At 42.7% G+C, this 12,342-nt stretch carries 12 protein-coding genes; 7 read left to right on the top strand and 5 right to left on the bottom strand.

Features of this window, described 5'->3' with window-relative positions; genetic code table 11:
• The first annotated feature begins 36 nt into the window (after positions 1-36).
• From BUB99_RS14080 to BUB99_RS14050, 7 genes are all read left to right on the top strand, one after another.
• A complete protein-coding gene (locus BUB99_RS14080) occupies positions 37-858 on the top strand; it encodes a DUF4197 domain-containing protein (protein ID WP_084190564.1) in 822 nt (273 codons plus the stop codon).
• 54 nt (positions 859-912) lie between these two features.
• Positions 913-1,377, top strand: coding sequence for a hypothetical protein (locus BUB99_RS14075; protein ID WP_073123334.1), 465 nt, complete (start codon positions 913-915; stop codon positions 1,375-1,377).
• A 189-nt stretch (positions 1,378-1,566) separates the two neighbouring features.
• The gene (locus tag BUB99_RS14070) at positions 1,567-3,429 is read left to right on the top strand and encodes a DNA topoisomerase IV subunit B (RefSeq protein ID WP_073123332.1); all 1,863 of its coding nucleotides are present in this window, start codon (positions 1,567-1,569) and stop codon (positions 3,427-3,429) included.
• A 3-nt stretch (positions 3,430-3,432) separates the two neighbouring features.
• On the top strand, positions 3,433-6,120 hold the full coding sequence (locus BUB99_RS14065; RefSeq protein ID WP_073123330.1) for a DNA gyrase/topoisomerase IV subunit A: 2,688 nt from the start codon (positions 3,433-3,435) through the stop codon (positions 6,118-6,120).
• On the top strand, positions 6,092-6,802 hold the full coding sequence (locus BUB99_RS14060) for a TrmH family RNA methyltransferase (RefSeq protein WP_073123329.1): 711 nt from the start codon (positions 6,092-6,094) through the stop codon (positions 6,800-6,802). Before BUB99_RS14065 ends, BUB99_RS14060 begins: the two co-directional genes overlap by 29 nt.
• A complete protein-coding gene (locus BUB99_RS14055) occupies positions 6,799-7,407 on the top strand; it encodes a SanA/YdcF family protein (protein ID WP_073123326.1) in 609 nt (202 codons plus the stop codon). The genes BUB99_RS14060 and BUB99_RS14055 overlap by 4 nt, the downstream gene beginning before the upstream one ends.
• Positions 7,408-7,525: 118 nt before the next feature.
• Complete coding sequence (locus BUB99_RS14050) at positions 7,526-8,782, top strand: 4-vinyl reductase (RefSeq protein WP_073123324.1); 1,257 nt, start codon at positions 7,526-7,528, stop codon at positions 8,780-8,782.
• Between the two features lie 17 nt (positions 8,783-8,799).
• Here the strand turns inward: BUB99_RS14050 and BUB99_RS14045 are convergent, their stop codons facing one another.
• From BUB99_RS14045 to BUB99_RS14025, 5 genes are all read right to left on the bottom strand, one after another.
• Entirely contained in the window at positions 8,800-9,156 is a 357-nt protein-coding gene (locus BUB99_RS14045; RefSeq protein ID WP_073123322.1) for a DoxX family protein, read from the bottom strand.
• A 172-nt stretch (positions 9,157-9,328) separates the two neighbouring features.
• Positions 9,329-10,891 (bottom strand): NFACT RNA binding domain-containing protein, encoded by a 1,563-nt coding sequence (locus BUB99_RS14040; RefSeq protein ID WP_073123320.1) that lies wholly within the window; start codon positions 10,889-10,891, stop codon positions 9,329-9,331.
• The gene (locus tag BUB99_RS14035) at positions 10,891-11,652 is read right to left on the bottom strand and encodes an MBL fold metallo-hydrolase (protein WP_073123318.1); all 762 of its coding nucleotides are present in this window, start codon (positions 11,650-11,652) and stop codon (positions 10,891-10,893) included. The genes BUB99_RS14040 and BUB99_RS14035 overlap by 1 nt, the downstream gene beginning before the upstream one ends.
• Positions 11,649-11,921: a hypothetical protein gene (locus BUB99_RS14030; RefSeq protein ID WP_073123316.1), complete on the bottom strand. Its 273-nt coding sequence runs from the start codon at positions 11,919-11,921 to the stop codon at positions 11,649-11,651. The genes BUB99_RS14035 and BUB99_RS14030 overlap by 4 nt, the downstream gene beginning before the upstream one ends.
• Positions 11,914-12,291 carry a response regulator gene (locus BUB99_RS14025; protein ID WP_073123314.1) on the bottom strand — a complete coding sequence of 126 codons (378 nt, stop codon included), beginning with the start codon at positions 12,289-12,291 and terminating at the stop codon, positions 11,914-11,916. Before BUB99_RS14025 ends, BUB99_RS14030 begins: the two co-directional genes overlap by 8 nt.
• Between the last annotated feature and the right edge of the window lie 51 nt (positions 12,292-12,342).

The raw sequence follows: 12,342 nt of genomic DNA, 5'->3' as shown, positions 1-12,342 counted from the left end.
CAATGTTACATTTGAGCCAGAGAAGAAATTACCGCTATGAGAAAAACATTGTTATTGATTCCGTGCCTGATATTGTTGCTGATGTGTAGTTGCGAAGAAGCTGAAAAGTTCTTTGACCTGCCCCTGTCCGAACAAGAAATCGCTGAGGGACTCAAAGCAGCGCTCAACGAAGGAGTGGACGAATCGACTACTTCGGCGTCTGCCACAGATGGTTACCTTAAAAATGAATTGATCAAGATATTTTTACCCAGCGAAGTAGCCGCACTACAAGAGACCATAGCGAATGGCTCTGTGCCTGTAGTGGGAGTGAAGTATAGCACCATCATGGATGTGTACATCGCTGCTACCCCTGATATTGATCAGGATCCTTTCGAAGAGCTGATTACTGCTATGAATCGCGGCGCAGAATCCGCAGCACAGAAAGCATCGCCTATATTCGTCGATGCGATCACGAGTATGAGTATTACAGATGCCTTGGCGATCCTGCAGGGAGGTGAAACCTCTGCTACTGAGTATTTCATCAGCAAGACGAGGAGTCAGCTGATTGATAGTTTTCAGCCAGATATCAAATCTGCACTAGATCAGACACAGGCGACTACCCTTTATGCTAGCATCCAGGGTTTTTTGGCTTACGAGTATGAGGTTAATTTGGTAGTGACCACTCAAACCATTGCCGTCAAGGATTATATCAATCAGGAGCTGCCCGAATCAATAGATGGGTATGCTACGGAGCGAGCAGTTGAAGGCTTGTTTTACCTGATAGGGGAGGAAGAGAAGAAGATCAGAGCTAACCCACTCGACTATGCCAGTGCCATCATCCAAAAAGTGTTTGGTAGTGACGAAGCACAAACGAATTGAGTTTTTTCTTGCTCGCACTTTGCTTAGTTTTGCAATCTGAAATTTAATTCCATTATGGTCAAGGCAATCAAGTTCTGCTATCTCATTTCTGTTCCTATTTTTTTAATCGTATTGCTCTATTATTACGCACTGTTCCCAGCGCAGATCGATGTGTATTTTAATGCGAGCGGTTTAGCTACGCATAGTGTGGATAAGAGTATGTTGTTTTATCTGGCGATAGGCGTTTTTGTGGTGACCAATGGGCTCATCTTCTTGTATAGACGTTTGAAACAAAGCGAAGTGGATATGGACTTGATCGATTTTGGTCAGATGACCAAATCCGAAAGTATGTACCATTGGATCAATGGACTTTCGCTGATGTTCAATGTTACTTACATCCTTTCCATTATTTATCTTGGCCTCTTCCAGTCCAGACAAAACTTGGATATCACCGACTACACAGTATTGGTGTACTTAGGGCCGATATTTATCATCTTGTGGATTTTTTGGTTTTTGTATCTACAAATCACCAAGAAGTAAAAACATATTGCTTATCAGATAGTTATCGCTATTTGATTCAATAAATTCTCCAATGACTTAGATCTGAATTGATTTTTTGAGCGGAAAAATGACTTTATTTTTTCATATCAAATCGGCTATATTCACGGTCTGTTTCGCACGACTGATGTGTCTGTTTTGGCGCATCGACTAGATTGATCAAAAGATATTATGGCTGAAAAAGTTGAATACACGGAAGATAGTATCAAATCCCTCGATTGGAAAGAGCATATCCGTCTCCGTCCTGGTATGTATATCGGTAAACTCGGTGATGGTTCTGCACATGACGATGGGATCTATGTACTCGTCAAAGAAGTCATGGACAACTGTATCGATGAGCACATGATGGGATATGGCAAGACTATCCAGGTCAAGGTCGGTGATCATCGCGTAGAGGTGAGAGACTATGGACGTGGTATTCCGCTGGGTAAGGTCGTGGACTGTGTTTCCAAAATCAATACGGGTGGCAAATACGACTCTTCAGCCTTTCAAAAATCGGTAGGGCTAAATGGCGTGGGTACAAAAGCGGTCAACGCTCTCTCAACCTATTTTCGCGTGCAGTCCTTCCGTGATGGAGAAACCAAGATGGCAGAGTTCAATGCGGGCAACATCACGCTCGACTCGCCAGTAGAAAAGTCAGAGCAGCGCAATGGGACCAAGATAACCTTCGAGCCAGATGCGTCAGTATTCAAAAACTACCATTTTATTCCAGAATATCTCGACAACCTGATATGGAATTACGCCTTCCTCAACGCAGGATTGACGATCAATTTCAACGGGCAGAAATACCATAGCGAAAACGGTCTCAAAGACCTTTTGGCGAAGAAGACAGATGTCGAAAGCCAACGCTATCCAATCATACACCTCAAAGGTGAAGATATAGAAATTGCTCTGACACACTCCAATCAGTATGGAGAAGAGTACTATTCATTTGTCAATGGGCAAAACACGACGCAGGGAGGAACACACCTCGCAGCGTTCAGAGAGGCAGTAGTCAAAGTGGTCAGGGACTTCTACAAGAAGGACTATGATGCAGCTGATATCCGAGCCAGTATCGTCGGCGCGATCGCTGTTCGGGTACAGGAGCCCGTATTTGAGTCTCAGACCAAGACCAAGCTAGGTTCGTTGACCGTGGTGCCAGAGGGAGCGACCATGCGAACTTTCGTATTGGATTTTCTCCGAAAGAGTCTCGACGACTATTTGCACAAAAACTCAGAGACGGCAGATGCTCTACTCAAGCGTATCCTTCAGTCTGAGCGTGAGCGCAAAGACATCGCGGGTATCAAAAAACTCGCCAATGAGCGTGCGAAAAAAGCCAATCTACACAACAAAAAACTAAGAGACTGTCGTCTCCATTTTGATGACAAAAAAGGAGACGAGGACAAGAAGAATGGGACGATGCTTTTCATCACAGAGGGAGACTCTGCCAGTGGGTCCATCACTAAATCACGCGATGTACAGACGCAGGCGGTTTTCAGTTTGAGAGGCAAGCCGTTTAACTGCTTTGGGAGTACAAAGAAGGTCGTGTATGAAAACGAAGAGTTCAACCTACTCCAACATGCACTCAATATTGAGGACGGGATAGAGGGGTTGCGCTACCGCAAAATCGTCATTGCGACGGATGCCGATGTGGATGGGATGCACATTCGTCTGCTATTGATGACTTACTTCTTACAGTTCTTCCCGGAAGTGGTCAAAAATGGTCATTTGTTCATTCTTGAGACGCCATTGTTTCGAGTGAGAAACAAGAAAGAAACGATCTATTGCTACTCAGATGAAGAGCGTCAAAAGGCCATTGCTAAGCTAGGTAACAAGCCAGAGATCACACGGTTCAAAGGACTGGGAGAGATCTCACCGGAGGAGTTTGGAGAGTTTATCGGAGAGGACATTCGTCTCGAACCCGTCATTCTCAACAAAGACACGAAAGTAGAACAGCTTCTGAAATTTTATATGGGCAAAAACACGCCTGATCGACAGAATTTTATCATCGAAAAATTAAGAGTAGAAAAGGACCTAGTAGAGGAAGTAGCGTAACAAATGGAAGAAAACGGACAAGAACCAAACGAAGAATTAAATAACGAGTCTAACGAGCCAATCCACAATGTGCTGCCCGTATCGGGGCTGTACGAAAACTGGTTTTTGGATTATGCCTCTTATGTAATCCTAGAGCGCGCGGTACCTGCCATCAATGATGGTTTGAAGCCTGTGCAGCGACGAATTCTCCATGCGATGAAGGAGATGGATGACGGGAGGTACAACAAGGTTGCCAATATCATCGGATCTACCATGCAGTATCACCCGCACGGAGACATGTCCATCGGTGACGCCATGGTCAACCTCGGGCAAAAAGAACTGCTCATCGATATGCAGGGCAACTGGGGAGATGTGCGCACGGGGGATCGTGCGGCAGCATCTAGGTATATTGAAGCTCGGCCTTCCAAGCTGGCGCTGGATATCCTGTACAACCCACAGACGACAGACTGGCAGCTCTCCTATGATGGTCGTAAGAAGGAGCCCGTGACACTTCCTGTAAAATTCCCCTTGCTACTGGCTCAGGGGGTAGAAGGGATCGCGGTGGGGCTATCTACCAAAATCCTACCGCACAATTTCTGCGAGTTGATCGAGGCATCTATCAAACACCTGAGAGGCAAACCCTTCAAGCTCTATCCTGATTTTCAGACGGGTGGAGTCATCGATATCGAAGAGTACAACAAAGGGGGACGTGGCGGCAAAGTAAAGGTTCGTGCGAAAATCGAAGAGTATGACAAGAAAACACTCGTCATCAAGGACATTCCTTTTGGTACCACCACCACCAGTGTGATAGAGTCTATTATCAAAGCCAACGACAAAGGGAAAATCAAAATTAAAAAGGTGGTAGACAATACTGCCAAGGATATTGAGATTTTGGTAGAGCTGGCCAATGGTGTCTCTCCAGATATTACCATGGATGCATTGTATGCTTTCACGGATTGTCAAGTATCGATCTCGCCAAATGCCTGCGTGATCGTGGATGAGAAGCCTATATTCACCAATGTGGATGAGATCCTCCGTATCAATACAGATCAGACGGTCAAGTTGCTCAAGCAAGAGTTGGAAATCAAGAGAGGAGAATTGCTGGAGAAAATCCTGTTTTCGTCTCTTGAAAAAATATTTATAGAGAACCGCATCTATCGTGACATAGAAGAATGCGAAACGTGGGAAGCCGTACTCGAAACGATCGATCAGGGGCTGGAACCGTTCAAGGAGCAGTTTTACCGTGAGATCACGCAGGACGACATCATCCGATTGACAGAGATCAAAATCAAGCGCATCTCTAAATTTGACAAGTTCAAGGCTGATGAGCTCATGAAGCGCCTGCAAGAGGAGTTGGCGGAAGTAGAGCATCACTTGGCCAATCTGGTAGACTATGCCGTGGCTTATTTCGAAAACCTGCTCAAAAAATACGGAGAGGGCAAAGAACGTAAGACAGAAATCTCATCCATCGAAACGATCACTGCCACGACAGTGGCGGCCAACAATGCCAAGTTGTATGCCAATTTCAAAGAAGGATTTGTAGGCTATGGTATGAAGAAGGATGAATTCATTTCGGACTGTTCGGATTTGGATGACATCATTGTATTTCACAAAAACGGAACCTTCTCAGTAGTCAAAATCCAAGACAAAGTCTTTGTAGGCAAGGATATCATCCATGCGGCGGTCTTCAATAAGAACGACGAGCGAATGGTCTACAACATGGCCTATGTGGATGGTAAGTCTGGACGATCAATGGTCAAGCGCTTCAGCGTGACTTCCATCACCAGAGACCGTATCTATAACCTGACCAAAAGCGACAAGGGATCTAAGGTACACTACTTCACTGCCAACCCAAATGGAGAAGCTGAGCTAGTGACGGTATACCTGACAGCAGGTTCTTCTGCACGCAAGAAGGTTTTTGACTTTGATTTCGCGGATATAGAAATCAAAGGACGTGCGGCAGGAGGGAATACACTGACCAAATACCCTGTACGTAAAGTTGTACTTAAATCTGAAGGAAAGTCAACACTCTCTGGGACAGATATTTGGTATGACGAAACCATTGGCCGACTGAACCGCGATGAACGAGGTGTATTGTTGGGTAACTTCAATGCGGATGATAAAATTATCGTTTTTTTCAAAGATGGAAACTGTGAATTGACCTCATTTGAGCTTTCTAATCACTACAACCAGAACCAAATTTATAAGATCGAAAAGTTCGATCCGAATGGGATTGTCACAGCTATTCATCAAGATGGTGAGTCGAAGATTTCCTATATCAAGCGGTTTGCGATAGAAGCTACGAGTATTGACAAGACTTACAATTTGATCAATGATGCTAAAAATTCAAAATTGCTCTTTTTGACTTCTACTACTAATCCGAAAGTTGAGATTGGCTACCGTAAGAAGGGAGAACGAAGCAAGTCCGTCAAAGAATTTGAACTCTCTGAGATCATTGACAAAAAAGGCTGGAAGGCCATAGGAAACAAGTTTCCTGTCCAAAACATCCTATCAGTGACGGAAATAGTGGTCGAGCAACCGACACCTGACTCTTCGTCTACAGCGGAACTAGATGCGCTCAAGGAGAGCATCAAGGCAGAAGTCAAGAAGGAAGAGAAAACGGGAGAAGGCTATGATGTAGGATCGTCTGTCGATCTGGATACTAAGAAGAAGGAGGACAAGGATGAAAAAGATCAACTTGGACTCTTTTGATAAACAAGCGTACGATCAGAAACTACTGCGTTATCTGGATCAATACGTCACAGATAACAAGAAGAGAAAATTCGAACAAGTACTGAATCAGCGTACTCGTCATTTGACTTTTGTGGTGGAGGATATCTTCAAATCGCACAATGCCAGTGCTGTGATGCGTACGGCTGAATGTCTAGGACTACAAGATGTACATGTAGTCGAGCAGAATAATAAGTTCGACTTCAACCCTTATGTCCTACGTGGCTCGGGTAAGTGGCTCACTGTTCATCATCATAAAGATCAAGAGCAAAACGTGAAAACCTGTTTTGCCATGTTGCGTGAGCAAGGGTATCAAATTCTAGCGACATCACCGCGAGAGGCCGTAGATTACCGAGAGGTGGATTTGACCAAAAAGACTGCAGTGGTCTTTGGAGCAGAGGAAATAGGGATCAGTAACTATGTGAAGGAGCATGCAGACCAATTGATCACTATTCCGATGGCAGGCTTTACAGAGAGCTTTAATATCTCGGTCAGTGCTGCTATCGTGCTAGAATTTTACAATCATGCGATAAGAAAGACTGAAGGATGGCAACTTTCTTCGGAAGAAAAGTTTTCTTTGTTGCTAGAGTGGTATCAGAAAGTGGTGCCCAAAATCGATATGCACCTAAAGTATTTCGAGCAAAACCAAACCAAATTTGAATGAAGTTTTTTCGCTACCTCTTCGGAGGATTTTTACTAGTTCTTGGCTTTCTGGTATTCTGTAACGTATGGATCATTGGCGAGACTTCTGGCCGCATCTACGACGACTCTAGACAGGTGCTAGGAGCTGAAGTAGCCTTGGTGTTTGGTACGAGTAGCAAACTAATAGGAGGGGCTGATAATCCGTTTTTCGTTAATCGAATGGAGGCAGCAGTGGAATTATATAAGTCGGGAAAAGTAGAAAAACTGGTGCTCAGTGGTTCGCGTGACTCTATCTATTACAATGAAGCACAAATGATGGAAGAGTACCTCATGGAGCACGGTATACCACAGTCTAGTCTTATATTGGATGACAATGGAGATAGAACATTAGCCTCTGTCGCTAGACTCAGAGATGTCTATGGGTACGAGCAGTGTGTAATGGTCACCCAAGAGTACCATGCTTATAGGTGTCTTTTTATCGCAGACAAGTTAGGAATGAATGCAGAATGCTATCAGGCTGATACTCCAGAGATATTCGAACATAAAAAAGCCATTCTTAGAGAATTGTTCGCTCGAACTAAAGCAGTGATTGATCTTTATCTACTCTATCCCCAGAATAACAAATAGGATATTCTATCTTTCTATCCTGAATTGGTAAAATGTAGGTGCAAATCATAATTTCGCATTAAATTGCCCAATCTTTAATGATCAATTAACTACTGGATTATAAATCTTACCTGTATCTATGGAAATATCTTTTGATACTTATTTCGAGGACAAAAGTGTTTACTACTTTGCTAACGAACCCCTGAACTTCCAGAGTGAGTACTTGAACCTATACCTTCAGAAGGGAATAGAGGATATGGGGAATAAATTCGATATCGTAGACTTGCTTGTGACTACTTCGCAAGAGATTGCCTTTACTTCCTTTAGCAGATACTTCAAAGACAACGAACGCTTTATTAAAATCGAGAGGCGGAAAGAAGCAGTAGAAAAGTACTTCGCCCATTGTGGCTTTGGTAGGATTCATCTAGAGAGTATACAGCCCAAAGGTGGTTATATAGACGCTACATCAGAGCATTATGCCATGGCATGGAAACGTCATTTTGGGTTAAGAAGCAAGGGGTTATCAGGAGTGAGTTATTTTACTTTGGGTTTTTTGTGTGGTGCGATAGAGGCAATATTCGAAGTAGAGCCAGGCACATTCCGAGGCAAACAAATCCAGTGTCTCTCTCAAGGTGATAGTATCTGTAGGTTTGAAATCTTCAGAGGATTCAAACGCAAGATCAATAAATCACCTGGTCTAGGTAAGCTACAGCATGAAGTTGGTGAGGTAGACGATGTATTCGTTCCTAATGGTAATAGCGTCGTAGAGGCTATCAATGGGCTCAATTTGAGTGGTTTGGATTCCAAAAAAGGTCTTATCGATCAATTTGATATGACTATCACCAAACATTTTTCTAACTATATGGCGATGATCGAGATCAAACTCCTTATGCAAGCCAAAAAGAGGTTGGGGCCAGGTGGAATCAAAACGATCAAAAAGTTCTTAGAAAAATTAGGAGAAAGCAACGCTTACTTTACGATAGGTAAGATGATCAACTCTGATTATTGGGCAGAATATATTGCAGGTTCTGTTGGTAAGGATGAGAGTAGCGAACTATATGCTTGTCTTGATATATGGACAGCCTTCGGGTGTGGCAAATGGCAACTTGCTGCCAAAACCACTGGACAATTTCAGATCAGTATTAAGAATAACCCAGAAACAAATGCTTTCCTTAAACTAGTAGGTAATACCAAATCACCTCTTGGGTTTTATGCGGGTGGGCTCGTGATGGGTACGATCAATATGCTGGACAAAGGAGCCAAAACAGGTGGGGAAGGGATAGACTTAAACTTTGTCAACAAACTGATTAAGGGAGGTCATCACTACGAATATATCCAAAAGAACTGCCGCATGGTAGGAGGAAATATTGACACACTGATCGTTAGTAGAACTTAACGACCAGTGATGTGAATCTAGCTGCGTAACTGACCTGAAAGCACCCAAGCGCCACCACCCAGAGCAATATCCTTAAGAAACATCGCAGTAGCTGCTTGATCACCACTAGTAGCACCAGGTAGGTGTATCATTAGTGCAAATAGCACCAGCATGAGACCTAGTAACTGAGCCGCTAATCTACCTTTTTTGCCAATAAGGATGCCTAATCCTGCTGCAATCAACGCTACACCTGTTAGATAAACCCAAAAAACGCCTCCGGGTATGTATGAGGGGACCATACCTGTCATGCCTTTAGCTCCCATAAAATGGAACAGTCCAAAGATCATCATTGGAATTGAATAGATAAATTTGCCTAATGTCGGTAATGCTTTCATATAGTTAATTGTGTTTAGTTACATAATAAAATTGATAGCCTCATGACTATGAACGTGTGATGGGCTAGCGGTCGGTTAGGAAGGTGACGAACTAAGGCTGTTGGTAATCTCAATTCATTGTTCATAAATGAATGTAAGTATAACGGAGCGAATTGTCAATGACAGAAGCTGTCTATTCCTCCAGAAGTGATCTGCTAGGCTTCACTAATACGACTTGTTCTCTATCCACCATGACTTGACCAGGTAGGCTTCCTTTGGGTTTACGAACATATTTCTTTTGGGTATATAGAACAGGGCAGAGCGTGTCGTGCTGTCTTTTAGAATACCAGGCAGCAAGGGCTGCTACTTCTTCGATGATGTGCTTGGCGATGATTTGGTTGTTGGGATTGCGAATGATAGCATGGGAGCCAGATACATCTTTAGCATGTAACCAAGTGTCATTTTTCTTGGCGTATTTTTGCGTTAGCAGATCGTTGTTGCGAGCATTTTTCCCTAAATAAACTTCAAAACCATCAATCATACAGGAGTAGAAAGGAACTACGACTTTGTTGGTTTGTGCCGCACTTGATTGATCCTTGAGAAGCTTTTTCAAATCCCGATAGTTGTCTGTGGTTTTGAGTGTTTCTAGCTCCTTCATGAGTTGTAGTGCATGTTTCTCTTTCTTACGTAGATTCTTGATGGCTATATCTAGTTCTATATTTTGATTTTTAGATTTTCGATAGTAGACCTCTGCATTTTTTTGCAAGCTCATCTTGGGTTTGATTTTGATCTCAAGCTCTTGATTGGTATAGAAATCAAAAAGTGTAATGCTCCGTTGTTCTGTAGCAAGAGGGACATGCAGATTGGCCATAAGTATATTGGCCAGCTCATCATATTTTCTACCTTGCTCTATTGCATCGATTTTGGTCTGGGTGTGTTCGAGGTAGTTTTGTGATTTTTGGAGTTCCTTTTCGATTTGCCGTATGGCTCTTTCCTTGTCTCGGTTGAAGTGATACTCTTGAAAAAATGCCCGTGCATAAGCATTGCTAATGGCAATAGTGTCTGTAAACACGGTTACTTCACCTAAGCTAGGGTCAGTTATGAGTCTCATTTTTGGGAGGGCTTCTGTCTCATAGAGGTAAAAAGTCCGATCTAGTAACTGATCCAATAGCTGATCTAGCAGTCCTAACTTTTCATCATCAGCGCTCTCGTGATACCCTTTGCTTTCTAAATACTTTTTTAGGTTCTTATCGAAAGTGGGGAAGATCGATTTCCATGCAAAGTCTGCTGCCCGAATAGCCTCATGACTTTGGTCTATGGGGCGATCTAAAGCTATTAAGTCAATCTGCTTGTCTGCAACTAGATCATTTTTAAACATTGCTACATATGCTTCGTCATGGAATAAGACCACATTGGCACGACGGCCGTGTAGTTTGAAGAGTAGACTGTATGTACCGAATTCTATGGTCAGGCAGCGTTCATTCACGTATTGTGTGATGCCCGTGATGGTCTCATCGATGATGTCTTCAAACAGATCTGCTGAATTTCTTTTGGCCCGTGCAAATTGTTCGGGAAAGGACAGGAGGGACGCCTCGCCATCTAGGTTTGCTTTGATATAAAACGTGCTTTGATCGTCCTCGAATGCTAAGACCAGTTCATTTTTGTTCTGGCTAAAACATGTAGTAAGTCGTTTGCCAATCAAGTGATCTTTGAGATCCTCGCTGAGAAATCGCAGAAAGTAGTAGTTGAATTGCATCAGAGTGAAATGCTCAACCCATCATAGGCTAGGGAGACGTGATCAGGCAATTGTTCTTGCACCTCGCTATGTAGTCCTAGGTAATGGCTAATGTGAGTAAAGTAAGCTTTCTTGGGTTGTAGTTCTTTTATCCATTCCAAAGCTTCTTCTAGTGTGAGGTGTGAGATATGCTCTTTGACCTGAAGCGCATTGAGCACCAATACATCTAGGTTTCTGAGTTTGTCTTTTTCAGTCTCGGAAATAGTTTTTGCATCTGTGATGTAGGCAAATTTCCCGACTCTAAAACCATAGACGGGTAGTTTGTAATGCATGACTTCCACAGGGGTTAGCTTAATTTTACCAATTTGAAACGGCTCATTTTCTATTTCACGAACTTCAAAAGTGGGTACGCCAGGGTATTTTACCTCAGAGAAAGCATAGCCAAATTCTACTTTGAGTCTATCGATCACAGTGGGACGGCCATAAATCGGCATGTCTCGTTTTTGTTTGAAGTTGAAACTGCGAATGTCATCAAGGCCCGCTACATGGTCTTTGTGTTCATGTGTGAATACGACTGCATCCAAATGATTGACACGGCTAGTAAGCATCTGCTGGCGAAAATCAGGGCCTGTATCAACGACTATACATGTGTCCTCTTGTTCTATGAGGATAGATGATCTCAAGCGCTGATTTCTAAAATCCACACTGCTACATACCTCACATTGACATGCAATAACGGGTATGCCCTGTGATGTACCTGTGCCGAGGAAGGTGATTTTCAAAGTTCGAGTTGCTTATTGGTGAGTTCGTGCAAAAAGCTCTTATTCTTATCACTCAATCTTTCGTGAGAGATTTTCACCTCCTTTAGGATTTCGAGTAGACAGTTTATTTTTCCGTCTAATGAATAGAACTTATTGATAATAATGACTTTAGATTCGTTCAGGATGCAGTAGCCCGATTGGAAATTCCCTTTTTCGTATCTCAAAATATAATCTGACTCAGAGAAGAGGTCTTCCAGTTTGTTCAGAAAATGTTTTGAGTATTTAATCATCCTTTTCCGTGTAGAGTTTTACTTTGTCTACCAGTAAATCGAAATTAAGTGGTTTAGGAATGTATTCATTTATACCGACTTCATTGAAATCACTGATAGAGTAATTTCTTGCATTGCCAGTGATCGCTAGTATAGGTATCTTGGATTTGATAGGGTCGCTGAGTTGTCTGATTTGTTTGGCACACTCCATTCCATCCATTTTGGGCATGTTGATATCCATCAGGATTAGATCGTAATCTTCAGCATCTAATTTTTTCAGAACTTCTTGGCCATTTTTAACTGAAGTGATACTGAAATTTTGAATCTGTAAGATTTTCTTCGTTAAATTTTGAATAACTGAGCTGTCTTCTGCAATTATTATTTTTTTCATTATCAGACATTTTAACCAATAGTTGTGCTAGGCACTTGCAATACTTTAGGC

It is taken from the genome of Reichenbachiella agariperforans (genome assembly GCF_900142205.1).
Lineage (GTDB): Bacteria > Bacteroidota > Bacteroidia > Cytophagales > Cyclobacteriaceae > Reichenbachiella > Reichenbachiella agariperforans.
The sequence above is the reverse complement of the archived record's forward strand: the minus strand, read 5'-3'. Positions and strand labels throughout refer to the sequence as shown.

What these genes read in the sequence shown, in the direction of transcription:
- BUB99_RS14080 (WP_084190564.1), top strand. Translation starts at nt 37, where the DNA reads ATGAGAAAAACATTGTTATTGATTCCGTGCCTGATATTGTTGCTGATG.
- BUB99_RS14075 (WP_073123334.1), top strand. Translation starts at nt 913, where the DNA reads ATGGTCAAGGCAATCAAGTTCTGCTATCTCATTTCTGTTCCTATTTTT.
- BUB99_RS14070 (WP_073123332.1), top strand. Translation starts at nt 1,567, where the DNA reads ATGGCTGAAAAAGTTGAATACACGGAAGATAGTATCAAATCCCTCGAT.
- BUB99_RS14065 (WP_073123330.1), top strand. Translation starts at nt 3,433, where the DNA reads ATGGAAGAAAACGGACAAGAACCAAACGAAGAATTAAATAACGAGTCT.
- BUB99_RS14060 (WP_073123329.1), top strand. Translation starts at nt 6,092, where the DNA reads ATGAAAAAGATCAACTTGGACTCTTTTGATAAACAAGCGTACGATCAG.
- BUB99_RS14055 (WP_073123326.1), top strand. Translation starts at nt 6,799, where the DNA reads ATGAAGTTTTTTCGCTACCTCTTCGGAGGATTTTTACTAGTTCTTGGC.
- BUB99_RS14050 (WP_073123324.1), top strand. Translation starts at nt 7,526, where the DNA reads ATGGAAATATCTTTTGATACTTATTTCGAGGACAAAAGTGTTTACTAC.
- BUB99_RS14045 (WP_073123322.1), bottom strand. Translation starts at nt 9,156, where the DNA reads ATGAAAGCATTACCGACATTAGGCAAATTTATCTATTCAATTCCAATG.
- BUB99_RS14040 (WP_073123320.1), bottom strand. Translation starts at nt 10,891, where the DNA reads ATGCAATTCAACTACTACTTTCTGCGATTTCTCAGCGAGGATCTCAAA.
- BUB99_RS14030 (WP_073123316.1), bottom strand. Translation starts at nt 11,921, where the DNA reads ATGATTAAATACTCAAAACATTTTCTGAACAAACTGGAAGACCTCTTC.
- BUB99_RS14025 (WP_073123314.1), bottom strand. Translation starts at nt 12,291, where the DNA reads ATGAAAAAAATAATAATTGCAGAAGACAGCTCAGTTATTCAAAATTTA.